This is a genomic window from Chryseobacterium sp. (genome assembly GCF_045629545.1).
Classification (GTDB): domain Bacteria; phylum Bacteroidota; class Bacteroidia; order Flavobacteriales; family Weeksellaceae; genus Chryseobacterium.
Window position 1 is genome coordinate 21,519 of the sequence record NZ_JAZQRK010000020.1, and the last position, 26,519, is coordinate 48,037.

At 33.0% G+C, this 26,519-nt stretch carries 25 protein-coding genes and 1 tRNA gene; 17 read left to right on the forward strand and 9 right to left on the reverse strand.

Annotation, left to right across the window (positions count from 1 at the left end; genetic code table 11):
* Positions 1-20: 20 nt before the first annotated feature.
* From uxuA to ACKI42_RS04560, 7 genes are all read right to left on the reverse strand, one after another.
* The gene (gene uxuA / locus ACKI42_RS04530) at positions 21-1,193 is read right to left on the reverse strand and encodes a mannonate dehydratase (protein WP_407402896.1); all 1,173 of its coding nucleotides are present in this window, start codon (positions 1,191-1,193) and stop codon (positions 21-23) included.
* 90 nt (positions 1,194-1,283) lie between these two features.
* On the reverse strand, positions 1,284-3,230 hold the full coding sequence (locus tag ACKI42_RS04535) for a RagB/SusD family nutrient uptake outer membrane protein (protein WP_407402898.1): 1,947 nt from the start codon (positions 3,228-3,230) through the stop codon (positions 1,284-1,286).
* Between the two features lie 10 nt (positions 3,231-3,240).
* On the reverse strand, positions 3,241-6,114 hold the full coding sequence (locus ACKI42_RS04540; RefSeq protein WP_407402900.1) for a SusC/RagA family TonB-linked outer membrane protein: 2,874 nt from the start codon (positions 6,112-6,114) through the stop codon (positions 3,241-3,243).
* 82 nt (positions 6,115-6,196) lie between these two features.
* Positions 6,197-7,525, reverse strand: a complete 1,329-nt coding sequence (xylA, locus tag ACKI42_RS04545; RefSeq protein ID WP_407402902.1) for a xylose isomerase — start codon at positions 7,523-7,525, stop codon at positions 6,197-6,199.
* 112 nt (positions 7,526-7,637) lie between these two features.
* Complete coding sequence (locus tag ACKI42_RS04550; RefSeq protein ID WP_407402904.1) at positions 7,638-9,122, reverse strand: xylulokinase; 1,485 nt, start codon at positions 9,120-9,122, stop codon at positions 7,638-7,640.
* A gap of 17 nt (positions 9,123-9,139) precedes the next feature.
* Positions 9,140-9,865, reverse strand: coding sequence for an NUDIX hydrolase (locus ACKI42_RS04555; protein ID WP_407402906.1), 726 nt, complete (start codon positions 9,863-9,865; stop codon positions 9,140-9,142).
* A gap of 551 nt (positions 9,866-10,416) precedes the next feature.
* A tRNA-Asp gene (locus ACKI42_RS04560) sits at positions 10,417-10,493 on the reverse strand.
* Positions 10,494-10,830: 337 nt separating this feature from the next.
* Here ACKI42_RS04560 and tyrS point away from each other — a divergent pair.
* Entirely contained in the window at positions 10,831-12,126 is a 1,296-nt protein-coding gene (tyrS, locus tag ACKI42_RS04565) for a tyrosine--tRNA ligase (RefSeq protein ID WP_407402908.1), read from the forward strand.
* 80 nt (positions 12,127-12,206) lie between these two features.
* On the opposite strand, the gene ACKI42_RS04570 is transcribed toward tyrS, so the two are convergent.
* Positions 12,207-12,638 (reverse strand): hypothetical protein, encoded by a 432-nt coding sequence (locus ACKI42_RS04570; RefSeq protein ID WP_407402910.1) that lies wholly within the window; start codon positions 12,636-12,638, stop codon positions 12,207-12,209.
* Positions 12,639-12,844: 206 nt separating this feature from the next.
* Between ACKI42_RS04570 and ACKI42_RS04575 the strand changes: the two genes are divergently transcribed.
* Positions 12,845-13,483, forward strand: coding sequence for an alpha/beta hydrolase (locus ACKI42_RS04575; RefSeq protein WP_407402912.1), 639 nt, complete (start codon positions 12,845-12,847; stop codon positions 13,481-13,483).
* 127 nt (positions 13,484-13,610) lie between these two features.
* Positions 13,611-14,135, forward strand: coding sequence for a hypothetical protein (locus ACKI42_RS04580; RefSeq protein ID WP_407402914.1), 525 nt, complete (start codon positions 13,611-13,613; stop codon positions 14,133-14,135).
* Here ACKI42_RS04580 and ACKI42_RS04585 read toward each other — a convergent pair.
* Positions 14,132-15,157 (reverse strand): L,D-transpeptidase, encoded by a 1,026-nt coding sequence (locus tag ACKI42_RS04585; RefSeq protein ID WP_407402916.1) that lies wholly within the window; start codon positions 15,155-15,157, stop codon positions 14,132-14,134. The genes ACKI42_RS04580 and ACKI42_RS04585 overlap by 4 nt on opposite strands.
* A 251-nt stretch (positions 15,158-15,408) precedes the next feature.
* On the opposite strand from ACKI42_RS04585, the gene tssD reads away from it, so the two are divergent.
* From tssD to ACKI42_RS04655, 14 genes are all read left to right on the forward strand, one after another.
* Positions 15,409-15,813, forward strand: coding sequence for a type VI secretion system tube protein TssD (gene tssD / locus ACKI42_RS04590; protein WP_407402918.1), 405 nt, complete (start codon positions 15,409-15,411; stop codon positions 15,811-15,813).
* Positions 15,814-15,949: 136 nt separating this feature from the next.
* A complete protein-coding gene (locus ACKI42_RS04595) occupies positions 15,950-18,097 on the forward strand; it encodes a type VI secretion system Vgr family protein (RefSeq protein ID WP_407402920.1) in 2,148 nt (715 codons plus the stop codon).
* Positions 18,098-18,099: 2 nt separating this feature from the next.
* Complete coding sequence (locus ACKI42_RS04600; protein ID WP_407402922.1) at positions 18,100-19,158, forward strand: LysM peptidoglycan-binding domain-containing protein; 1,059 nt, start codon at positions 18,100-18,102, stop codon at positions 19,156-19,158.
* Positions 19,155-20,087 carry a hypothetical protein gene (locus ACKI42_RS04605; RefSeq protein ID WP_407402924.1) on the forward strand — a complete coding sequence of 311 codons (933 nt, stop codon included), beginning with the start codon at positions 19,155-19,157 and terminating at the stop codon, positions 20,085-20,087. The genes ACKI42_RS04600 and ACKI42_RS04605 overlap by 4 nt, the downstream gene beginning before the upstream one ends.
* A 1-nt stretch (position 20,088) precedes the next feature.
* Positions 20,089-20,757: a hypothetical protein gene (locus ACKI42_RS04610; protein ID WP_407402926.1), complete on the forward strand. Its 669-nt coding sequence runs from the start codon at positions 20,089-20,091 to the stop codon at positions 20,755-20,757.
* A 2-nt stretch (positions 20,758-20,759) separates the two neighbouring features.
* The gene (locus tag ACKI42_RS04615) at positions 20,760-21,425 is read left to right on the forward strand and encodes a hypothetical protein (protein ID WP_407402928.1); all 666 of its coding nucleotides are present in this window, start codon (positions 20,760-20,762) and stop codon (positions 21,423-21,425) included.
* 5 nt (positions 21,426-21,430) lie between these two features.
* On the forward strand, positions 21,431-22,102 hold the full coding sequence (locus ACKI42_RS04620; RefSeq protein WP_407402930.1) for a hypothetical protein: 672 nt from the start codon (positions 21,431-21,433) through the stop codon (positions 22,100-22,102).
* A 240-nt stretch (positions 22,103-22,342) separates the two neighbouring features.
* Positions 22,343-22,909 (forward strand): hypothetical protein, encoded by a 567-nt coding sequence (locus ACKI42_RS04625; RefSeq protein ID WP_407402932.1) that lies wholly within the window; start codon positions 22,343-22,345, stop codon positions 22,907-22,909.
* Positions 22,909-23,475, forward strand: coding sequence for a hypothetical protein (locus ACKI42_RS04630; RefSeq protein WP_407402934.1), 567 nt, complete (start codon positions 22,909-22,911; stop codon positions 23,473-23,475). Before ACKI42_RS04625 ends, ACKI42_RS04630 begins: the two co-directional genes overlap by 1 nt.
* A gap of 32 nt (positions 23,476-23,507) precedes the next feature.
* Positions 23,508-23,999 carry a hypothetical protein gene (locus tag ACKI42_RS04635; protein WP_407402936.1) on the forward strand — a complete coding sequence of 164 codons (492 nt, stop codon included), beginning with the start codon at positions 23,508-23,510 and terminating at the stop codon, positions 23,997-23,999.
* A 231-nt stretch (positions 24,000-24,230) separates the two neighbouring features.
* Positions 24,231-24,647, forward strand: a complete 417-nt coding sequence (locus tag ACKI42_RS04640; RefSeq protein ID WP_407402938.1) for a hypothetical protein — start codon at positions 24,231-24,233, stop codon at positions 24,645-24,647.
* Between the two features lie 3 nt (positions 24,648-24,650).
* The gene (locus ACKI42_RS04645; RefSeq protein WP_407402940.1) at positions 24,651-25,271 is read left to right on the forward strand and encodes a hypothetical protein; all 621 of its coding nucleotides are present in this window, start codon (positions 24,651-24,653) and stop codon (positions 25,269-25,271) included.
* On the forward strand, positions 25,268-25,732 hold the full coding sequence (locus tag ACKI42_RS04650; RefSeq protein WP_407402942.1) for a hypothetical protein: 465 nt from the start codon (positions 25,268-25,270) through the stop codon (positions 25,730-25,732). The genes ACKI42_RS04645 and ACKI42_RS04650 overlap by 4 nt, the downstream gene beginning before the upstream one ends.
* A 183-nt stretch (positions 25,733-25,915) precedes the next feature.
* The gene (locus ACKI42_RS04655; RefSeq protein ID WP_407402944.1) at positions 25,916-26,413 is read left to right on the forward strand and encodes a hypothetical protein; all 498 of its coding nucleotides are present in this window, start codon (positions 25,916-25,918) and stop codon (positions 26,411-26,413) included.
* Positions 26,414-26,519: the final 106 nt, after the last annotated feature.

Genomic DNA, 26,519 nt, shown 5'->3' on the forward strand with positions numbered 1-26,519 from the left:
TAGATATTATTCAAACTACATTATGGGTAAAATTCTGCATTCACTGTTGCCATCACCCCATCTATTTGCCCAAGTGCCAACATTCTTCCTAAGAAAGAATATCCAGGATTGTATCCTTTATCTACATCATCGGCTAGCAATCTACCGTGGTCTACACGCATCGGAAGATTTGGATTTTCTTTTTGGAAAACTTTTACAACTTCTATTATCTTTCCTCTACCTGAAAGGTGGTCTGCTTCTATGAAATCTCCATTATCAAATACATTGGTGCTTCTTAGGTGTACAAACTTGGTTCTAGAAGCATATTTCTTTGCCATTGCTGGAACATCGTTGTGCAAACCAGCACTCAGAGAACCTGTACAAAATGTAAGTCCGTTGTGAGAATTGTCTACAGCATTCAGCAACCAATCTATATCCTCTTCATTAGTTACAATTCTTGGTAAACCTAATAAAGCAAATGGTGGATCATCTGGGTGAACACACATATGGATATTCCATTTTTCGCAAACTGGCATTACTTTCTCCAAGAAATACTTCATGTTTTCACGAAGTTGGTTCTTATCGATACCATCATAAAGCGAAAGTAAATTCTTAAATTTCTGAATAGGGTTAAGATCGCCCTCTTTTATATTACCATTAACAAATCCTTGTGTTTTTACAATCACAGAATCTATCAATTCGTTTTTTTCGGTTTCAGTAATAGTATTCTGAATCGCTTCTACTTTTGAAAGAATCGCTTCAGAATACTCATTTTTTGCGCCTTCTCTTTCTAAAATATTGATTTCGAAATAGGCAAATTTTGTTTTATCAAAATAGAGAGAAGAAGAACCATCTTCCCATTGATAATAAAGATCGGTACGCGCCCAATCTAGTACCGGCATAAAGTTGTAGCAAACAGTTTTGATGCCCGCTTTCCCAAGATTTTCTAAACTTAGAATGTAATTTTCTATCAGTTGATCTCTGTTTTCTCCTGCATATTTTATCGCTTCAGAAACAGGTAAACTTTCTACTACAGACCAACGAAGCCCGAAGGATTCTATATGATTTTTGTACTCTTGAATGTCTTCTAAAGGCCAAACTTCACCATTTGAAATATCATGCAGTGCAGAAACAATTCCTTCTACACCAATTTGGCGAAGCATATTGAGTTGGATTTTATCTTTATTACCAAACCATCTCCATGTTTTTTCCATAATCTGTAACTTTTTTTTGGTAAATAAAGCAGATGCATCATACATCTGCTTTATTTGCTAATTATGATATGAAATTAATTGTATTATAATTTAGTATCCAGGATTTTGATAAGCCGCTTCTTCAGCTGGACTCATATCCATATTATCAAACTGACTCTGTGGAATTGGTCTGAGGTAATGGAATTTCTGAATGTTACGAGTAACTGTTTGTGGTGTATGATCACCATAATTTACGCCACCAATCGTATACGTTTGTGCATACTCAGTCCATTTTTGAGTTCTTACCAAATCGTACCATCTGTACCCTTCTCCATAGAATTCTCTAGATCTCTCTGCTAAGATATAATCTATTGTAATTGTAGAAGGTGTTGCCGCAATCATTGCAGCACTATTATCTTGTACTTTTGGTGCATTACCATTGTTATTCCATCTCCACTTACCTGCTCTAGCTCTTAGAACATTTACAAGATCTCTTGCAGACATTGATCCAGAAGCACCTTTTACCGCAGCTTCTGCAGCTACAAGATAGAATTCTGAGAACTTCGCTGCATATGCAGGACGCGTGAGTGAAGCATTTGGATATCCTAGACCAGTACCATTATCCGTACGATAGGTACCTATCTTCCATAAACTTGGATATACAATACGGCTGTTTCCGCTAGCATGTATTACAAAGTCTGCCCTTCCAGGAATTTCTCCTGCACCAATATTACTTTTTCCTGCTGCTGTAGGATAAGTAATATTAGATAACTCAGTATCATCATTTAGGAAGGTTAAGATAGCATCTCCTTGTTTTACAGGTAGGTTATTTGCATTGTACAGAATGACGTTACTAATGCCTCCTTTGTTCCAATTTCCTCTAAAAGTTGTTTGAAAAGTTCCATCATAGCGAGAATCATTAGTTTTATCTGCAAAAGTATTCTTAATAGATTCTATGGTTGGCGCCAGACGCGTCCATGGTCTCCCTAAATCCTGAGTTGCTGCACGTTGTACAGAGCTTACTGCAGACCATGTAGTAGGTGAAGTGCTACTTCTAACATTGGTGTAATTGTGTGTCATCATCCAAGCACCAAAGTTGTCTGGTGACCAACCTGTAGCAAACCCAATAGGATTTCCTTCATTATAATACGCACTAGATTCGGTATGATCTGCATAGAGCATAGTTTCTTTATTACGATCATTTGAACCCACATTTACATCATAGTATGTAGGCTCCAAAGCATATGGACCAGGATTATTGATGGCTTCTAAAGATAAATCGTATGCTTTTTGGAAATACCATTGTGCATTGTGCCCATTGGGATCTACTCTATCTGCATGAGGATAGGTAGGGATATTATTAGGATTTTGCAACCACCAAGCATAGGTTATGTATGCTTTTGCTAAAGTTAAACGGGCTACATTTTTGGTTACCCCTCCGATAACTCTAGGGCTAGAAGGAAGGTTTTGAATGGCTGTTTCTAAATCTTTAAAAATTGCTTTTGTATAGACTTCAGGTACGGTATTTCTTACGGACTTTGTAGAAGCTGAAATATTAAAGGCTAATTCTCCTGATCCTAAATCTAATGGTACTCCTCCGTAGTTTTGAACTAATAAGAAATAATCGAAAGCTCTAAAGAATCTAGCTTCAGAAATTAAAGCTTCAGAGACCCCAACAGCAGCACCATTCTGTATGATTCCATTGGCAGTATTGATGTAAGGAAATACCGCACTCCAAACCATACCTGTAGGGAAAGTATTCATGTTTATTTGACCCGCACCCGACAAATCGGTTTCTTTGAAATTTGCATCTGCACTTTGAGCATACGTCGCTTCATCAGTACCATTTATTGTAGCACTCATGTAATATCCGTTCCCATATAACAGGCGTAAATGTCTGTATAGAGCGGTCACCCCTTGGTTTATCCCTTGTTCTGTATAAAAATCATTAGGCGTGTATATTCCGTGCGGTTCTTCTTCTAATATACTATTACAAGAAGTAAGAGATAATGAAACCATGAGCATCCCTGCTACAAGTTTTTTATTTAATTTTATCATGACTTAGTTATTAGAAAGTTAAGTTGAGACCCATTATGAAGTTTGTAGTAGAAGGATTATTTGTACCTACCAACAGAATACGATTTTGATATTGTGAACCTACAGCTTGATTTTCTGTTCCAGTAGAGTTTGGTTCTGGATCCATCCCTGACAATCTGTGATAAGGCGAGCCAAATACAAATGGATTCTGTACAGTAGCATAAATTCTAAAGTTTGATAATTTTAAATTATCCAGAACATTTTTATTAAAATTATATCCTAAAGTGATCGTACGAATTTTAAAATAAGATGCATCAAAAAAAGCTAAAGTTGAGCTATATTTAAGATTATCTCCACTTCTTACCCCATTAGGACTTGGAAAGTAGGCATCCGTATTTTCTGGTGTCCAGTAGTCTACATTTACATTTCCTCCTCTACCAGATAGTCTATTTAGGTATCCAGAAGGTCCATATAAAGAGCTTACTAATGTGCCTCCATGTTGAAAAGCTGCAACAACACTTAAATCGAAATTTTTGTATGCCCATCTAGAGTTAAGACCACCTTGCCAATCAGGATCTAATTCTATAATCTGTCTATCCTGAGAATTAATAGCTCTTTGTGGAGTGCCATCTGCATTGTAACCACCCGTGTACAAAACTTTGATCATCCCCACATTTCCACCTGGTTCTAATATATTGAGATAAGGGTCACCTGCTTGCCATAATCCTGTATATTGGTAGTCGTATATTGAGTTTATGTTATGCCCCACAAACCATCCCATTGCTTCATCCTGGGTCTGCCCAGAATTCAATGCAGTGACTTTATTATCATTGGTATAGAAGTTAGCACCCAAATCCCAAGAGAAGTTCTCTGATTTTATAACTTGAGCATTCAGTGAAACTTCCAACCCTTTATTCTGTGTTTGCCCTACATTCGTAGTTACTAGCGTAACTCCACTAGTTGTTGGAAGATTTTTATCTAATAAAATATCGTTTGTTTTGGTATTATAATATTCTACAGTACCCGTAATTCTGTTATTTAAAAACCCAAAATCAACTCCATAATTGTATGTTTGAGAATATTCCCAACCTAAATTAGCGTTAGGAAGCCTTGTAACATAATTACCAATTTCATAAGATCCTGTTCCGTTATTTCCAAAATTATAAGGTACTGTACCCAATCTTCCAAAAGTAGAGTAAGGAAGTACTGCTTGGTTTGAGGTCTGTCCGTACCCTGCTCTGAATTTTAGCAAATTAACAAATGTGAATTTCTCCATAAATGATTCTCCCGTCACATTCCATCCTACAGAAACCGCTGGATAAGTGTGCCACTTGTTGCCAGGTGCCAAAACAGAAGCTCCATCAGAACGTAATGTCGCAGTTACCATGTACTTATTGTCATACTGATACATTGCACGACCCATCCATGACACTAATCCTCTTTTGTAATAATTTTGTTGGTTTGGATCTATGGTAATTTCACCTTGAGCATGTCCCAAATTATAAAATTGAAAAGCATCAATAGGAACATCCACAGCTTTTACATGAGATCTGTTGAATTTTTGTTCTTCAGCTGAGTATAATGCAACGGCATTTATTTTATGTTTTCCAAAAGTTCTGTCATAAGTCAACAAGTTTTCTACAACCCATTGCGTCATCAAAGAATGACTTATGTTAGCAGATGACTGGGTAAGTGGGTTTGTTGCGAAAACTCCCATCCCAGTATAACTTCCAGTATCCGAAATCCGAATATTAGCTCCCACATTCATTCTATACTTAAGGCCTTGTATTCCGGGTACAGACAATTCTCCATAGATATTATTGTAAGAAGCAAATGCTCTTGTTTGATCTACATATGCATCTCCTAATTTTGACAAACCTTCTCTAGAATAAATATAACTTTGGTCTATAGAATGATTTGCTATAGTTTTTATAGTACCATCAGCGTTATAAGGATCTATAAGTGGTGAATATCCTAATATAGTTCCAGGGTTAATATTATTCCCGTCATTGATAGAGTAGCTATTATTCGAAGTCAGTCCAAATCTTAAGAAACTATTTATCTTTTGATCTACAGAAGCTCTCATGGCATATCTTTGATAGCTTTGTAATGGTACCACTCCATCCTGTTTGAAATAAGATAATCCTACATTATAACTTCCTCCTTCACCACCGCCAGTAAGTCCTAAATCGTGGCTTGTAATCATTGCTGGATTGTAGAATAAAGATTGCCAATCTGTATTCATTCCCTCTTTCTCATCAGTTCCGTTAGAATATAGATTAGCTAACTTACGTAACTTAGCATAATCATTACCATTCATCATATCATACTTAGAAAACAATGTTTGAACACCTGTAAAACTGTTATACGATAATTTTGCCTTTTGGTTTGATACACCTCTGTTTGTTGTAATCAGAATAACTCCGTTAGCCCCTCTAGATCCATAGATTGCTGTTGCAGACGCATCCTTTAGAATATCCATGCTTTTAATATCACTCGGACTAATATCGCCTATTGACCCAGCAAAAGGAATTCCGTCTAGGACAATAAGAGGATTATTATCCGCTGATAATGAGCGTGTACCTCTAATCCTTATTTGTTGCTCGGATCCAGGTTTTGTAGATGTTCTACCAATTTCTACTCCTGGTAATCTACCTTGTAATGCCTCTGTAACGTTAGCAGAAGGTACTTCCTTTAATGCCGCAGCACTCAATGAAGACACAGACCCTGTTACTGCTTCTTTTTTCTGTTGGCCATACCCAATAAGAACTACTTCCTCTATTTTTTTCTCTTGAGTCGTAGAATCATTCTTCTTACTTTGAGAGAACATCATTGTTGAGGGTAACAAAGCCATTGCGAAAAATAGAGCAGCTCTATTACATTTGACAAAATTAAAACTATTCATAATTATTGTTTTTAGATTATAGAAAATTAAAAGTGCTATTGTTACTTCCTATAGTATTAGAAATCACAATAGCACATTTTAATTAGATATGCATATTTACAATAGCTTCGAAAAGCTCTTGTTTACCACTTCTTGGTTGAGGCTCTCCTGCATCCATTGCAATATTTCTTAGGTCTTCTAGAGAAAGTTTTCCTTCTTCGAACGCCTTACCATTACCAACATCGTAAGATGCATAACGCTCTGTTCTTAGTTTGTTATAGTCAGAGTTTTCAATGATATCCGCAGCAGCCAAAAGACCTCTTGCAAACACATCCATACCAGAAATATGAGAGATAAATAGATCTTCCATATCGATAGAGTTTCTTCTAATTTTAGCATCAAAGTTTACTCCTCCATTACCTATTCCTCCATTAGGAATAATCGTTAACCAAGCCTGAGTAAGTTCTAATACATCATTAGGGAATTGATCTGTATCCCATCCATTTTGGTAATCTCCTCTATTGGCATCGATAGAACCCAACATACCTGCATCTATAGCCGCTTGAAGTTCATGCTCGAAAGTGTGACCTGCCAAAGTAGCGTGATTAACTTCTAAGTTCAATTTAAAATCTTTATCCAAGCCATAATGTCTTAAGAAGCCAATTACAGTTTCCGCATCATAGTCATATTGGTGCTTTGTTGGCTCCATTGGTTTTGGTTCGATAAGGAAAGTACCTGTGAATCCCTGACTTCTAGCGTAATCTCTAGCTACCGTTAAGAATTGTGCTAAATGGTCTTTCTCTCTTTTCATATCTGTATTTAGAAGAGACATATAGCCTTCTCTTCCTCCCCAGAATACATAGTTCTCACCACCCAAAGCAATAGTAGCATCAATAGCATTTTTCACTTGAGTTGCAGCACAAGTCAAAACATCAAAATTTGGGTTTGTGGAAGCTCCATTCATATATCTCTCATGAGAGAATACGTTTGCAGTACCCCAAAGTAGTTTGATACCAGTTTCAGCTTGTTTTTGTTTTGCGTATTCTACGATAGCTTTCAAGTTAGCTTCGTACTCGCTCCAGCTTTCGCCAGCTTCTACCAAATCAATATCGTGGAAACAGTAGTATTCGAAGCCCATTTTAGACATAAATTCGAAACCAGCATCCATTTTTAGTTTAGCTCTAGAAACAGCATCACTAGCGTCATTCCAAGGGTGGTGGATAGTAGCTTCCCCGAAAGGATCATTACCATCTGCACATAGCGTGTGCCACCAAGCCATTGCAAAACGCATCCATTCTTTCATCGGTTTTCCAGCAACTACTCTATCAGCATCATAATAACGGAAAGCCATTGGATTTTTGCTTTCTAGCCCTTCGAATTTAATTTTTTCAATACCTGGAAAAAACTCTCTTGTTCCTTCTGAAATTTGCATAATCTTTATATTATATTAATTATTTTTTATTTTATTTTAAGATTGAAATTCTCTTGCTGCTGAGGTTGACATTCAGCAGATATATTTCAATTTTCGTAGCATTAATAAGGGTTTACATCACTTTTTTTAGATAGCCATTCCAACTAGAATATGCTTCTAAATATTGATCTCTTTTTTCGTGTTCTGGTTCTATAATAGCAATCTTCTCTAATGAAGCAAACGCTTCTTCAGAATTAGCATAAAAGCCAATTCCCATACCAGCAGCTCTTGCTGCACCTGCGGCGCCATCGGTATCATACAGCTCTATCACTGCATTACTTACTGTAGCCAAAGATTGTCTGAAGATGGAGCTCAAAAACATATTTGCGTTACCTGCACGAATCACGTTGATATCTATGCCCATATTTCTCATGATGTCCATTCCGTATTCATAAGAGAAAACAATTCCCTCTTGTGCCGCACGTAGAATATCACCTTTAGAATGAATATTAAAATTGATCCCGTGCATAGAACAATTCACTTCATTATTTTCCAATACTCTTTCTGCTCCATTCCCAAAAGGCACAATGCTTAGTCCTTTAGAACCTATGGGTGATAGAGAAGCCAATTCATTCATATCACCATAAGTAGAAAGTGATGTGGCGAAGTTGTGTTTCAACCAAGAATTGAGAATTCCTGTTCCGTTGATGCAAAGTAATACCCCCAATCTTATATCTTCAGGAGTATGATTCACGTGAGCAAAAGTGTTTACTCTAGATAATTTATCATAATCTATCTTATCCAAAACGCCATATACTACACCCGAAGTACCTGCTGTAGAAGCTATTTCTCCTGGGTTGAATACATTTAATGATAATGCATTATTAGGTTGGTCTCCTGCTCTATAAGAAATTGGAGTTCCTTCTTTTAAACCTAATTCTGCAGCCACTACCTTAGAAACGGTAGACTGAATTCCAAATGTAGGTACGATTTCTGGGAAGAAGCTCCTCGGAATTCCATAATGATTGCACACATCCTCTGAAATGCAATTGTTTTTAAAATCCCAGAAAATACCTTCAGAAAGTCCTTCCACAGTAACTCCTATTTCACCAGAAAGCTTCATTGCTATATAATCTCCTGGAAGCATTATTTTATCTATTTTCTCAAATATTTCAGGTTCATTTTCTTTTACCCAAGCAAGCTTAGAAGCCGTAAAATTTCCTGGAGAATTCAATAAGTGAGAAAGACATTTTTCTGGACCAATTTCCTGAAATGCTTTTTCACCATAAGGCACTGCTCTACTGTCGCACCAAATGATAGAAGATCTAAGAAGATTTTGGTCTTTATCCACCAAAATAAGTCCGTGCATTTGCCAAGTAATCCCAATACCTTTGATGTCTTCTGGGTTTATCTGAGCTTGGTGCATTACAGCCTCGTGAGCCAACTTTAGATTTGTCCACCAATCGTAAGGGTTTTGCTCTGCCCAACCTGGGTTTAGCGCAACAATTTTCATTTCCTTTTTTGGAGAAAAGTCTGTAGCAACAATCTTTCCGCTTGAAGCTTCAATCAAACAAACTTTTACAGAAGAACTTCCGATGTCATAGCCTAGCAAATACATAGTTAAGTGATGGTTTTTTATTTTATTAGTTTTGCATTGTTTTTCTTGTACACCTTGGCATCAAACTTATAATATCTCGCTGCACGATGAGAAACGTTTTTTTCAATTTCGTCTAGTCCAATGATGTAATTGAAAGACGATATTTTTTTATGGAAATTTTTGATATCAATTTGCTTCTCGCTGATTGCGCTGTACAGTTGATACAATTGTCTTATGGTAAATTTTTTAGGTAAAAGTTCGAAGATGATAGAGAAATCAGAGTCAATCCATTTTCTTATCTCTACTAAAGATTCTTTAATAATCTTATTATGATCAAATGGTAATGTTGGGATTGCGTCTACAGGACACCAATCTACATTATCATACTTACTGCTGTTGATCTTATGATCTATTTTGCATAAAGAAAGGTACGCTACCGTTATAATACGATCGATGGTATGGTTGTATTCCTTTCCCATCCAAGTAATATCAATCTCGCTACTTGCACGCATTGGATCTGCAAAACATTTGAATTGCTTCAAAACCATCTTCTTAATACCCGTAAGTTCGTGTAATACTCTGCTTGCCGCCTCATCTACTCCTTCATTACTAAATATCAAACTTCCTGGAAGTTTCTTTTTATTATCCCCAGAATTTTCGTCAGAATATCGTTGTACCAAAAGGATGTTTAGTCGGTTTTCGGAATCGAATCCAAAAATGACACAATCAACAGATACATAGGTATGAATAAAATCTTGCTTCATTTATTAGTTAACATTTACGTAACATTACAAATATAAAAATTCAAATGAGATAAAAAAATAAAATTTGCAATATACCCTATGTACCAATGGATTACATATCATATTTTAATGATAAGAATACTGTATTTTATATGATAAGGTTATCTTATCACAAATGATATTTAAATTAGAAATCGCTAAAATTGAGAAGATTAGAGCTGAAAAAATAGAAAAAATTTCTTATTCAAATAAAAAACTAATTTATGATAAGAAAATAGATGAAATTTCTAAATTATTTTCTTAATTAGTTAGAAATAATGCTTTTTGACGGGCAAATAATCAATTTTTTAACGTTCAACAATTACCAAAATCAAGACCCTTGCCTGCAATTTTAGATATACAATCTTCAGATATGATAAAAACAAGAAAAGAATTTACAAATTAAAAAAGCAGTATTGATAATAAAGAATTACTATGAAAAAACTACTTTTCCAGACTTAGGAAAGCCTAATTAATAATGAGAAAAGTATAAAACAAAAAAACTCCAAACTTATAAGTTTGAAGTTTTTTTTTGGCGATCCGGACGGGACTCGAACCCGCGACCTCCGCCGTGACAGGGCGGCATTCTAACCAGCTGAACTACCGGATCATTTTTTAGTTTCTTTGACGATTGTAACAACTACTCTGTCATTTTTACTGGTGCAAATATAGTATTATTTCGTAAACCTCCAAAATATTTTGCAAAATAATCCCTAGTTCTACAGCAATCATCAGACAATCAATACTATTTTTTCTTTTTTAAATAATATTCTACTCCTCTATTTTATCACCTTAGATTTATAAATTACAACTATATTAAAAATTAGAGAATAACTATCTTAAGAAATCCTCGCTGCTGCATCAATAAAGATAACATTGATGGATAGACTGCAAATTCACACTGAATTTCTTATCTTTGCTCATCTTAAATTTTAAAGAAAAATAGAATGAATTCCTTTATTGAAGAACTAAAATGGCGTGGCCTTTTTGCTGACATGATGCCCGGCACAGACGAACAACTAAACAAAGAGGTAACTACAGCGTATATAGGTTTTGATCCTACCGCAGATTCTTTGCATATTGGGAGTCTTATTCAGATAAAAATATTAGCACACTTCCAACAACATGGTCACAAACCTATTGCTTTGGTGGGTGGAGCAACAGGGATGATTGGCGATCCTTCTGGTAAGTCTGCAGAGCGTAATCTACTAGATGAAGATACACTTTTGCATTATGTAGAATGCCTAAAAAATCAGCTCTCTAGATTTTTGAATTTCGATGGCAACGAATCCAACAATGCAGAATTGGTGAATAACTACGATTGGATGAAACACATCTCTTTTTTGGATTTTGCTAAAAATATTGGTAAAAACATTACGGTAAACTACATGATGTCCAAAGATTCTGTTAAAAAACGTCTTACTGGCGAAGATGGCGCAGACGGAATGAGCTTTACAGAGTTTACGTACCAACTTATACAAGGCTACGATTTCTTACACCTATACCTAAACAACGATGTAAGATTACAAATGGGAGGTTCTGACCAATGGGGAAATATCACTACGGGGACGGAATTGATCAGAAGAAAAGCAAAAGGTGAAGCCTTCGCTCTTACGGTTCCTTTGATTACTAAAGCAGACGGATCTAAGTTTGGAAAATCTGAAAGTGGAGAAAACTATTGGCTAGACGCTAAGAAAACATCACCCTATAAATTTTATCAATTTTGGCTAAATGCTACGGATGATGATGCAGAAAGGTTCATAAAGTTTTATACATTTTTATCAAAAGAAGAAATTGAAGCTTTGGTAGAAGAACATAAAACAGCTCCACACGAAAGAAAACTTCAAAAGAAATTGGCAGAGGAAGTTACGGTTTGGGTTCACGATAGAGAAGAATATGAAAAAGCCGTAAAAGCTTCTGAAATTCTTTTTGGTAAATCTACAGCCGAACATTTGGTAAATCTAGATGAAGCGTTATTCCTTGAAATATTTAATGGTGTTCCACAAATTGAAATTTCTAAAAATGAAGTTTTAGGGATAAACATAGTAGACTTGTTAACTGAAAAATCTGGGTTTTTGAAATCTAAAAGTGAAGCACAGAGAGAACTAAAAGGAAATGCAATTTCCATAAATAAAGAAAAAGTAAACGATTGTTTTGCAGCGAAAAAAACTGATCTGATAGACGGTAAATTTCTACTTTTACAAAAAGGAAAAAAAAGCTACTTCATTATAAAAGCAATTTAATCTTTGCTTTATAAAACAAAAAAATACCGCTTCTACTGAAACGGTATTTTTATATATTCAAGTTTCGTTACATATCTTTATTATAATTCCAAGAAGCTAAAATCTAGAGAAACACTTTTTATTCCAGATCCAATCACTGTTTTAGTTTTAGCAACTTCTCCATCCACGTATATGGTTACTGTTAATTCAGAATCTGAATTTGGCATTTGTGCGTTGGCATCCAAGTTGAGCTGAGATTGGCTAGAGTTCACGAAAAACTCGTCACTACTCCATGGCGCTACATAAGGAGTAACAGCAGTATTGTACATTGTATTTTGTGCTGTACCCACCTGCGTTACAATAGTTTTTAGCTCTACACCAGTAGTAGCCTTTACTTCAAACCTTACCAAGTGATCTGTAAATTCGTCTTCTTCATCATCTTTACAAGAATTCAGTACAGATACAACTGAAAATAAAATTGCGAATAAAAATGAAAGTTTAAGTAAACTTTTTGATTTGTAAAATTTCTTCATTTCTCCAAATAGATTTTTAATGTTCCAAATATAAGTTTTTTATCAATATAAAAATAGGTTTTATGAAAATTTTCCAATAATGAATTACTTATACTATGAAATTAATAAAAATACAAATATCCAATTCTATTTCGCAAACAGATCCTAAAATATAATTTCCGAGGTTAATGCTATTTCGAAATTTAATTATTAATTATATTTGCTGTATGAATTTAGATTACATTGTAAGAGAGCCAGAAAATATCACCAGCAAAACTCCTATCCTATTTATGCTACACGGATATGGTAGCAATGAGCAAGATCTTTTCAGTTTCAGAGAAAGTTTGCCTACAGATTGGATTTTGGTAAGTTTCCGAGCGCCAAAACCAACTCAAATGGAAGGTTTTTCTTGGTTTGATATCGACTTTAATAATCCAGAACAATTTTTGGATATTGACCAAGCGAAGGAAGCATTAGAATTTATTTTGCAAAATATGATGGCAATCGTCAATAAATATGGACTTGTAGAGGGACAAACTCATCTCTGTGGCTTTAGTCAAGGTGGAATTCTGTGCTACAGTCTTGCCTTAAAATATCCAGAATTATTCAATAAAGTTGCATGTCTAAGCAGTTATCCTGAGGATCAACTTTTGACAGACATCGAAAAGAGCAAGAAAAAAAGAGAAAATCTAAGATTTTTTGTTTCTCACGGTACAGATGACGCAGTTATCCCAATGGATTGGGGAAGAAAAGGCGCCGAAATTTTGTATGATCTAAGCTGCTACTTTACCTTCAGAGAATATATGAGTGGACACGGTGTTAACCGAAAAAATTATATCGACTTGATGGAATTTTATTCGAAATAAGACTGTATTTCTTAATTATAATATTAAACATTTTCAGCACTGAGAGTGTTTTATGTTTTAAATGGCTTACCTTCAAATCACTATATTTTTAATTGTAAATAAATTTTTTAAGAAAAACACAAATCGCATGGAAGCAGAAGAATCTACATTAGACAAAATAAGGAACAGACCAAGGTTCAAAATGTATACTCAACTAACCAAAGAATCCTATACAGAGCATCTTAGAGATTATTTGGAAGTACATAAGGAAGAATTTTGGGGAAATATCAACACCGAAATGGCTACGATCTGTGTAAAAACTAAAAACGATCATTTTTGGAAACCTCATCTTTCTTTGAGTACACAAATGGAAGACGAACAATTGGTAATACGAGGAATTTTCGGGCCTAGTTCTGCAGTTTGGACGTGCTTTATGTTTTTTTACTTTTTATTTACTATACTTTGGATGACTTTTTTCACGATGTTTTACGTAGAAAAACAAATAAAAAGCCATGATTACCCTTGGGCTCTCACGGCTTCTTTTGTGATGTTGTTTTTGATATTGGCGACTTATGTCTCAGCAAGAATTGGACAAATTTTAGCCAAAAAAGAAATGTTAAAACTAAGAAAATTTGCCGAAGAATCTACCTTGAAATTTGAAATTAAAAGCTAATTAGAGGCTACTATTTCTTTTGTAGGCAGTTCAAGACCCTTAGTTGCTTTTATAGAATCTACTACTTTTTCTCTATTAGTCTGCTCATATATCATTTTTTCTAAATTTGGTTTTATGAGCGCATTCATTTCATCTACAGAAATATGATTCGCATTAGGATCCGTTAAAAGTTTTCTCCATGGTTTTCTTCCACCCCATTTGTAATCTCCAAATACCATAACTGCTGTGCCTTTTGCCTTTGTAGTAGCTCCACCAGGATTTAGTATCCATGTATCTGCATAGTTATACAACCATTGGGCATCTTTCATGAGTAATCTCAAACAAGAATGAGAAGCAGGATAACCTGGAAGATCATATTGATGCCATCCAATACCACCTATATTATGTATATTAAAGTTGTAAGGAAGTTTCCACTCGCTACTCACAGTAGATATGGATAATTTTTTTTTCCAATTTGCAAAAGTGAGTCCTCTAGTCGTTTGTGCCGTTTTTTTTCCCATACTTGTGGGTCCCCATTTTACTAAAGACCCATTAGAATACACACCAAATGCTTGGATGGGATAAGAAAATACAACAAATTTTTTCACATTGCTTAATAAGTTCAGTTGCATTGGAAAAGGTGAATATGCCATCAATGTAGTGTCAATATCCTTGGGCACTACTAGAGTATCAGCATTCCATTTGTTTTTAGAATCCAAACGATTCAGCGCCAATATTGCATATCGCTCTTTCTCATTATACTTTTCACTAAAAATCGCATACAAAGAATCCCTCATTTTTTTGTCTTTGGGAATCGCAAATGCATTATAGAAACCATCTTCCTGCATAGTTGCGGGAGCAGACTCTTTGGTTACTGGTACTTTTGTCAAAGAATCCTTCCCTACCAATGGCGTATCTGGAGATATAGCTATATTTTCTTGTGAAGGGGTGTTTGGAGTCTCGCTCTCCTTTTTACAAGCAACTAAGGTAAGGGTAATAATAGTAGAATAAAAAAAAGCGTTCTTAAATAATTTTTTTTTCATAAAATATAAATAGGGATCGTAGTGTTATAGAACTCAGTACAAATATCAGACCTTTAAATTATAATTAAGTGTGTTTTTTGTCACTTTCTCCATATTAACTAAAATAGTAGTAGAAATACGACAAAAAATCGTAATTCTACTACAAAATATAAAATAAATAGTTAAAAATTTTCTTATTATAAATTTCACTATTATATTTGCTAAAGAAATCACATCACAAAATAATAATTTACGTATTAAAATTTACAATTATGGCAGCAAACTCAAGAGGAATCTTAAAATTCAACGGTAGTGAAGGGCAAAAATTATTAAAGTTAAACTATAGTGTTTCTAGATCTACAGACGTTTCTGGACGTGTAGCTTCTGATCCTTCCAATGCAATTATCAAACTAACTATCGAGGCAACAGAGAATTCTGAAATCTTAGAAAGTTTATTAAATGGTAAATACAAGCCCACGAGCGGGGAAGTTACTTTTAATAAATCGCATGAAGAAGGAACCTTGATTACCCTGAACTGGGAAAATGGATACGTTATTCAACACGAAGTGGATTTTGATGCAGTAGATGAAAATTCTATGCTCATTAGTTTTACGGTAAGTGCAGAAAAAATCAATTATGGTAATGCAGCATACGAGGGCCTTTGGCCAAGTGCATAAGCCTTAAAAAAAAATCATTTCAATTTATATTTTGCAGAATGGTAGCCCTTCAAAGTTACTGTTCTGTTTTTCTATTGTATCCCATAAAGACGGAGTAGCCATTTTTTCTAATTAATAATTTCTAACACAAAACATTATGTTTCAAGATAATAATACAACCCAAAAGGCTAATGCTGGAAAGTCTAAAAATGTACCAGAAGTCGAAAACCTGAAAGATACTGTAGCAGCTAATACATCCAATTTAGCCCAAAAAAAACTTAACGAAGCATCAGATTCATTAAGCAAATTAGGTTCAGTGGCTACATCAAGTTCGATGTTTATGAACCAGCCAATACAATCTAACACTCCTTATATAACGGAAGGGAAAGCGTGGGCACCTCAACCTACCTCTAAAATCCACAATGCAGCTGCCATCGTTGCCAACCAAATTTTAGGTATTAATAGGGTTGTAAAGTTAGACGTTATTGTAGAGGGCACAATGATTCCTCATTTCAAGCATTTCAAATTGGTACAAAGCGCAGTAAAACACCATACTTTTGAGCTTACCCTTGCATACGATGCCTTGGGAAGTGCAGAAAATCATAATTTGGAAGAAGCTCAAAATTTTCTAGGTAAAAGAATTACCGTTGTTTTTAAATATAAAGATGTGCTAGATGGTCCCGAAAGGAATTTCATTGGCGTGATCACAGAAGTAGGTTTTAGCCAAGAGCAAGGAAGTTTAGGGAATATTGTACTCATTGGGCATAGCCCTACCCTACTTTTGGATGCTGCTCCTCATATACAGAGTTTTGGAGGCGCACAAGAAATTAGCTTAAATAGTATTGCAGATCAAGTAATACGAGAAGGATTGGGTGCTAGCAAATTTGATTTTAGAGTAGATGCAAAATACGGAAATGTACCTTACAGCTGTCAATATGAAGAAACGCATTATAATTATCTTGCCCGTATAGCCGAAGCGTACGGCGAGCAGTTTTTTTATGATGGAGAAGTATTGCACTTCGGAAAGTTACCGCCGCAAAATGAACCCGTAAAACTCACCTATGGAAGTAGCGTGAATGATGTAAAGGTAAGAATGAAGGCTCAGCATGTAAACCCGAGTTTCTATGGATATAATAGCAGTAAAAACGAAAAATTATTGGCGGGAGCTTCTAAAATAAATCATGTTTCAGATATCGCACAACGAGCCTATGATATTTCAACAAAAACCTTTACTACTCCATCTCTTCGAGTAGCTCCCATAAGAGCTACGACATTTATGGATATTGATGCCTCCCAAAAAGGAACTGCAGGTAGTAAAGCTTCAGAAGTATTTTTAACCTCAGGTTCTACTACAGTACCCTTTCTTTATCCTGGTTGCGCTGCAGATATAGAGATGCGCCAAGCAGACTCCAACAAAACCACCTACTTTACCAAATTACTTATGGTAGAAGTAACACATGAAGTAGATGCAAGAGGATATTATACGGGGCATTTCGATGCTATTGCTGCGGATTCTGGATATATTCCTCGTCCAGAATTTCAGGAACCAAGAGCAGATGCACAATTTGCTAAAGTAATTTCTAATACCGACCCTCAAAACCAAGGGCGAGTAAAAGTACAATTCGATTGGCAAAAAGGTCCCGATACCACAGAATTCATCCGTGTTATGACTCCAGATGCTGGAAGCAGTGATAAAGTGAGTAAAAACAGAGGATTTATGGCAATCCCTGAGGTTGGTGACCAAGTGGTTGTCAATTTTGCACACCAACATCCTGATCGACCTTTTGTAATGGGAGGAATCTACCACGGGAAAGTGGGCGGCGGCGGCGGCGCCGGTAATAACGTAAGAAGTTTCAGCTCCAAAAGTGGAAACATCATCGCATTAAATGATGGAGCAGGGATTGAAATTAAAGACAGAGCTGGCAATCATGTTACTTTAAGCGGAACAGGAAATCTTACAACAGAGATTAGTAATGATTATACAGAGAAAATAGGAAATAATCAAAATACGTATATTTCCAATAGCCACAAATTAGTTGTGACTAATATGAGTGAAACTAATGTTAACAACCATTTATCAATAGATGTAGGTGCTGGACAAAGTAAAATGTTGCTGGATAATGCGGGAAATGTATCCATTACTAGTAGTACAAATATAAAATTAAAAGTAGGTGCAAGTTCAATTGAAATAACAGCCAATAAAATTTCAATTTCAAGTCCTGAAGTTGATATTAATGGTGCTGGTGCAACTGCTAATTTCAAAGGAGCTACAACAATTAAAGGAACGCAAGTAGATATCAATTAAGAATGGAGATTATAGAATATAAAATAAAAAAAGGAGATACATTAGAGTCTATTGCTAAGGAATTTAATATTTCTGTTGAGGAATTGGTGGATTTTCATAATAAAAATTGTGGGATTACGCAGCAGATTTTGGGCATAAATCTTCCAATAGGAATTAGAAATATTTTAATTGAAAACTTAGTCGTAAAAACGCCACTAGATCTATTTAAGGAAAATATACTTAATAAGTCATCCAATAAAAAATCAAGATATAGGACAAAGCAAATAAATATTGTTAAAATTAATGATGTAATCAGCGCGCATTCTACAGTAGAGTGTGAATATCTTTTTCACATTACAACAAATAGTAATGGAAAAAAAGCTGAAGTGGATTTGGAAGATAGCGTATATAATTTTTATACAAATGGTTCTGAATATCTTGCAGATTTTTTAAGAAGTTCTGACGCAGTAAAACGAAAATTAATTTATAATATAAATGAGAATGGCAAAATATTAAACCTAGAAAATCTTAATTCGATTAATAAAAATTGGGAGAAGTTTAAAAGCCAGCTGGGAGAAAATCCTTTTTTTAAAAATTCAGATCCTAATGTTTTGAACCAGATTATTAATGCGGGTAATATAGAATATAATTCGGAAGAAATATTAATAAAAAACAGCAACAGCAATTTGTTTAATCAGGTTGTTTTCAGTCAGTATCTTACCAAATATTTTACTGATTTTGAAGTAGAAGAGTTTACTACTCAATCTCATTTTTTTCCACAAATAGCTTTTACAGTAGAATGTAAAACTGAATTAATAGGTGAAGATGAAAACAATTTTAAATTTGCCAAAGTAGGTAAACCTAAATTCGTTGACATAGACCAAATAATTGTCTTATATGAAAAACTATATAAACCCCAAATAGGGTTTAGGTTTACAGATTATTTATACGATTTTGTTATAGATTTTACAGTATCCAAAGAAGATGGGCTTATTACACAAGCATCCGTAAATCTAAATGAGAGAATAAAAAACAATATGCAATCGCAGGTTATTTATGAATTAAAAAAAGTAGAATTATGAAAGGATATATAGAGGACGGAGCTTGGATTTCTTGTACATTCGACTTAGTAGGAACACCACAACAACTCCAAAGACATCTAGATAGTGAGGATAATAAAGTTCAATATTCTGTAGGCAAAAGATTGCTTACAGAATTAGATAAAAATACGAAAAACTGTTTCAAATGCAAATCACCAGCTAAATTTTGGGGAGGTATGTTGGCATTTGTTGGAGGTGTAGCTGTAGGTGCTGCGTTGGTTTTAAGTGGACCAGTTGGTTGGATTGCATTAGGTGCTATTGCAGCGGTAGCAATTGGAACCACAATAGCAGTAATTACACACGATTGCTCAGATAAGCAAAAAGCAGGATCGTGGGAGAATACTCATCAAACTGTATTGATAAAAAAATCTAAACCTTTATTATACAATTATTCTATTTTGACTTGTAAAGAAGGAGGATTGATGATTGCTTCTGAAACGGAAGTTCAGGCACAGAAAGTATCAGATTCTATGAAGTACAATGTAAGACAAGAATTAGCAGTTCAAATATTATCACAAGCAGTTTATGGTGTAGCTACAGGAGCTACATCTGCCAACCCTGGAGTTGCCGCATTTAATGCCGTTGCAGGAGCAGGAATCTATGCTGTAGGTGAGAGCAATACTCCTTTAGGAATTACCCTATCAGGAATGAAACTATATGGTCCAGATAAATGGATTGGTCTAATAGCATCTAGTAATAAAAATATTTTGGGAGCTGCATTTGCTAAAGACTTTTTCATGGGAAGAAGTGGCTTTTTAGCTGGTGCTGGAGTGACTGTAATAACTGCTGTTGCAGATTATTTTGTTAATAAATTTGAAGAAACTCTTATCAATAAAAATGAAAATATTGTAAATAATATTTCAGAATTTGAATCCTCATCTAATAAAGTAATTATCTCAAAAAACTATTGATATGAAAATCTTAAATTATTTGCGCTATTTTTTCGCAGTTAACTTAATACTTATAATAATTACAAGAATAATTATTCCTGGCTATAAAGAAATTAAACGTGAAAAAAAAATTAGTGATGTAGATATTAAAAATTATATTAAAGATTCGGAAATCATTAAATTAGTTAATTTCAAAAAAATAAATTACAGCGTTATTCCTGTTGAATATTTTGACGGAACTCCATTTGTAAAAAAAGTTGGATATAAAAGAATTGCATATTTAACAAGTGATGATCAAAAGATTTATAAAATTGAATTATATCATCCGCAAAGCATTTTAATATTAAATAATAATGTAAGAAAGGATACCTATTTATCTATTAATAAGAATGAGTTAAATAAAAAAGGAAGTATGGAAGATCCTATCGTAGCTTTACGATATTCTGTTGATGGATTTATGAATAATAATGTATCTGATGAAAAGTATAACTACAATGTAAAAGAATACCTGACTTATAAAGATTACAAACCATTTACAAGTGCAGACCCATGGTATTATATTATAATGGTTTGGGTTTTTGTAACTATAGCGGGATTTTCTACAACCACAGGAATTTTAATTAAGAAAGGCTACATCAACAAAGAGGGAAACTATGAACCAAATGGACCTAGTATAAAATCTAAGCAATAGATATGCATTTACTCAATAAATTACGAGTATTCTTTGCTGTAAATTTAGTTCTAATTATTATATTCAGAATAATTATACCTGGTTACAAAGAAATAGAACGAGAAAAAAAGATTAATCAGGAAATTGTTAGGCAATATATTAATAACTCAGTAACAATAAGAGTTTCAAATTACAAAATTATATCAACTGAAGATGATTCAGAATTCTATTTTGATGGTACACCTTTCGTAAAAAAAGCTGCTTACAAAAGTTATAATTATATTCAAGGGGATGATCAAAAGATTTATAAAATTGAATTATATCATCCTCAGAGCATAATAATTTTAAATAATAAGGTAAGAAAGGATACCTATTTATCTATTAATAAGAATGAGTTAAATAAAAAGGGAAGTATGGAAGATCCTATTATAGCTCTACGATATTCTGTTGATGGATTTATGAATAACAATGTACCACAAGAAGAATATTTCTACAATGTAAAAGAATACCTGACTTATAAAGATTACAAGCCTCTTACAAGTGCAGACCCATGGTATTATATTATAATGGTTTGGGTTTTTGTAACTATAGCGGGATTTTCTACAACCACAGGAATATTAATAAAAAAAGGTTACATCAACAAACAAGGAAACTTTGAACCAAATGGACCTAATGTCAATTTAAAGTAATAATAATGCTTTTACTCAATAAATTCCGCATTTTTTTCGGCATCAATATTTTCCTAATAATAATTTTGTTTGTCCTGATTCCTGGAATAAGTGAATATAATAGGCAGAATAAAGTAAAAGAAAAAGATATTTTAGATTATAAAAAAAATTCATCAATTTTAATTCTTGATGAGTACGATAATTTAACTAAGTCTTCAACAAGAGAAAAATATTTTGAAGGAGCTGCATATTTAAAACAAGGAGCAAAGAAGAGAATAGCTTTTATAAGAGATCTTAAATCAAATAAAATTTTTAAAATTGAACTATTTCATCCACAAAGTTTGATGATGATAAGATTTGGAAAGGGTGATAAACTAAAAGTAGTTGTGAACAGTGATGAGCTTAAGAAAAAAGGAACTATAGAAGATCCAATTATAGCGTTGAGATATACCATTGATGGAGACATGAACAACAATGTATCAGATGAAAAATATAACTACAATGTTAAAGAATACCTAACATACAAAGATTACAAGCCAATTAATGAAGCGAGTTTCCTATTTATACTAAAAATGTTTTGGGTTATAGTAACTATTATAGGCTTTTCTACAACAACAGGGATTTTAATAAAAAAAGGTTACATCAATAAACAAGGAAACTTTGAGCCAAATGGACCTAATGTAAATTTAAAGAAATAACCATGCTTATGATAAATAAATTACAAGTGCTTTTTTTTAAATTTAAAAATTGACATCATATTTACATTTTACAATACAATAATTTTATTGTTATGAAAAAATTAGTTAAAATTTAATTCATATGACAAAATTAGGAAAGTCAAAATATCTATTTGAATATATTAAACTTAATAAAGGAAATTGAAATCAAAATAATTGTAAATAAATTCAAGACTATTTCTAAAATATTCAATACAGAATATGGAAAAAGAGGTATATAATATTACAGGCGTTACAGCAAAAAAAGAATTACAAATTGGCTTATTATTCGGAATTAGCTTTGTAATACTTTGGGGAATACTTTTCGTCGGTTTTCAATACATACAAAATATTACAGATTTCAAAATAATTACCTCATTTTCTTTTTTGTGCACTATGTCGATTGCTTTGTCGGTAAGCTATTTTATTCTAAAAATTTTAGGGGCAAAACAGAGAGAAAAATTCATTTTTCAATTAGAGAAAGACCATATGGAGATACACTATCATGAGAATACTATTTTTTTTGATTATACCAACATTGAAGAAATCTCTTTAGTTGGAACAGCAAATACGATGAGATATTTTAAAATAAAAACAAAAAATAGGAGTTTGAAAATACGTTTAGGTACTTATCATTTAGCTCCTTTTTCTGAACATAATGATATTTTAACAATCGATATAGTAATGAAATCTCTCGTTGAAAAGCTAACTCTATTAAACTTTTTCAATAAAAAAGTGGTAATTCCAAATAAAACTTTTGAACACAGAATCTTTAGAAATAATCCATAATGAGTAAATCTTATAATATCAAAGGCGTAGATTTGAAATCTGAGTTAATATTAGGATTTTCAATTCTTCCTTTTATTATCATTGGAAGCGCTATATCAGTCTATACGTATCATAATGTAATGCATTACGATTATAAAAATATTCCATTTACTATTGTACTTGGAGGTCTGATTTTTGGATCATCAATTGGTCTGCTTATTATAAATTTTCTAGGAAAAAAAATAAGTTCTACATGGAAAATAAAATTTTCAGACGAAGACATTTCTATCGATTTTAAAAATAAAAAATGGAGATTTACGCTCAATGAAGTCACAAAACTTAAGATTTATGGAATCCAAAATTTTAAGTACGTCAGTTTTTGGCTTAATAATAAAGACTGTATAAAGCTGAGAATTGGCAATAGTGGTCTAACACCTTTTTCTGATAAAGAAGATCTGAAAATTTTAGACAATTTTCTGAAAGATCTACTCCCCTATTTTGAAAATAAATATCTTAAAATAGATAAATTAAAAAAAATATCTCCACCAGGAACCATAAAGCTAACTTATATAAAAACGTTTAGCTAACCAGAAATTAAGATAGATCACATTAATAATTAATGAAAGGAAAAACCACTCATAAAAGTATTAGAGCATTAATAATTGTCCTGAGCGTTCCAGGATTATTACTGATCGCTTATTTGCTTTTTTCACAAATAAAATTATTCTTAGTTAACGTGAGTGATTATGCCAATAATTCTATAGAAATAAAACTAACAGATGTTACGTCTATATCTAATATGAGAGAAGATTATGGTTTTGGAACTGGAAGTGGGACAGGAAAAAGTGTTGTTCAAATTTTAGATGGTGATAAATATTACAATCTATCTTATTATGAAAAAAATAAGGCAGACAGAAAATTTTATTTTTTTGATGAAAAAAAATTACCTAAATCTATATCAATAATAGTTAACAGAGAGGAACTTGAAAAAAAAGGATCCAAACAAAATCCTATTCCAGTTTTTAATTTTTCAATGAAACATAATGAAATGATTTGGGACAATGAATCTTATAGAGAAAATATAAGAAAATACTTAACTTATGAGAAATAAGAAATATTTTCATTTGACTTAAATCTTTATATTGCTTTTGTAATTATTCATATTGTGACTTTTAATTTAATTGGCTCAATATGGGGAAGAAGAAATCATTAAGAGTTTCTTAGAAAATGAAGTTGCAGCTATAAGGGGAATTAAAGTAATAGAAAATCAATTCTAAGATAAAAGTGATGAAATAAATAAAAAGTATGGTGGGAATGAAATACAATAAAAGAAGGAGGTCTTTTGGATATATTACCAGATAAAGATGGTTCTGTAGATTTGGCACGTGATACTGCAATTGGAATATTAACTGAGGCAAGCTATAGTCCAGAGATGATAACCGCTCTTGCAAATAATGCCAACATCATCAAGGCTTATCCCGCAATCGTTACGGCATCATTAGGCTCACAGTTTCCAATGGCCTCTCTTCGACTAAATTCTAGTTTGTATTTTGCTGCAGCTAGGCAAACCTTCAATCCAGGAGTAATAAAATCTTTAGGATCTGGATTAGCATGGGGAGTTGCTGGTGCTGTGGTAGATGGTGCTTCAGACCAATATGAAAATAGTATTTATAATGATACTTTAAAATATTTTACAGAAGAATTGATGAGTGAAAATAAAAAATCAAAAGGTATTAATATAATAGCAAACAAAACCTAGTTTATGAGAATGATTGGATATTTTTTAGGCGCAACATTTGGAGCAGCGTTAGTTTTTTTCTTGATAAGTTTTATCTTTTTAAGACCTAGAAATGTTGAGGAGAGCCAAGTAATAGAATTTATAAAAAATTCGGATAAAATTTTAATTACAAATCCAGTGCCTTTACATACTGAATTCAGAAAATCTGATCCAAGATTAGGAGGAGATCATATCAATAAGATGACTTATTTTAGTAATCGGAATATGTCTTATGTAAGAGGTTATACATATACTTATTTTAGTAAAGAATTAAATAAATTTATTATAACATATTCAACGACTGAAGGTAATTTTAATAAGAAAATTTTGGATTTTGGAGATAAGGAAAAAGATAAAAGTATTTATCCAGATATGTATTTTTTCTATAATAAAACTCAAAATACAGATCCGTCCTTTGGTACAATAGACAAGCCTTTACCTATTTTGCACTTCCGTAGCTCCAATCCATCCTTGCGCTCAATGCGTGATAATAACAAAGATTCGGATGAGGTTTATCTTAAGAAAGTATATGAAGAAAATGTGAAATTATATCTTCAATATTTTATTGAAAAAGAAGATTTTAAGAAGCTTTTTCCAAATTCATGAGAGGAATTAGATATTTTTTAGGCGCAACATTTGGAGCTGCACTAGTTTTTTTCTTGATAAGTTTTATCTTTTTAAGACCTAGAAAAGTTTCAGAAGTAGAAATACAATTTTTTTTAAATAACAGTGAAAAGATTTTAATAACTAATGTACCATTAAATGAGGGAGGTTTTTATGGGGTAGATGAAAGACTAGGAACCGATTTGGTTAGTAAAACTACTTATTTTAGTAATCGAAATATGTCTTATGTAAAAGCAGATACTTACACATATTTTTGCAAAAATTTAAATAAATATGTAAGATCCTATGTTATTAGTGAAGGAGGTGGTATGAATTCTGAACTATTAGCCTTTGGTAGAAATATTAAAGACAAAGAGATTTGGCCTGATATATATATATATATATATATATATATATATATATTAACAAAGCCCAAAATGAAGATTCTAGCTATGGTACAATAGATAAACCCTTGCCAATCTTGCATTTCAGAAGTGCAAACCCTTCTTTACGTTCTATGAGACAAAACAACAGAGATTCAGATTTTGCCTATTTAAAAGATAGATATACTGAGAACGTAAAACTGTATTTGGAGTATTTCATAGAAAAAGAAGATTTTAAAAAACTTTTTCCCGAGAACTAAATAAATGAAAGGCATAGGATATTTTTTAGGAGCAACTTTAGGTGCTGCATTGCTTTTTTTTATTATAAGTTTTATCTTTTTAAGACCTAGAAAAGTTTCAGAAGTAGAAATACAATTTTTTTTAAATAACAGTGAGAAAATTTTAATATGTAATGTACCATTAATAACATCATTCGATATTCCAGTTCCAGATGAAAGATTAGGAAGAGAAACCATTAGCAAATTAACATACTTTAGTAACCGAAATATGTCTTATTATAAAGCGGAAACATATACCTATTTTTCAAAAGAATTAAATAAATATGTACGTACATATTATATTGATGAAATTGGTAGTAATATGACAAGTAAAATCTTAGAATTTGGAGATAAAGAAAAAGACAGCACTCAATGGCCAGATATATACTTTTTTTATAATAAAAAACAAAATGCAGACCCTACCTTTGGTACAATAGATAAGCCTTTACCTAAGTTACCCTCGTTTCACTGGACCAAAAATTAGTATTTCTTAGTTGGATTTTAAGCTGCTTTGGTGTATTTATTTTGGGGTTTATTTTTAATTCCTTGATGCTTTCGATAATGATATTTTTCTAGCCATTGTTTTATTC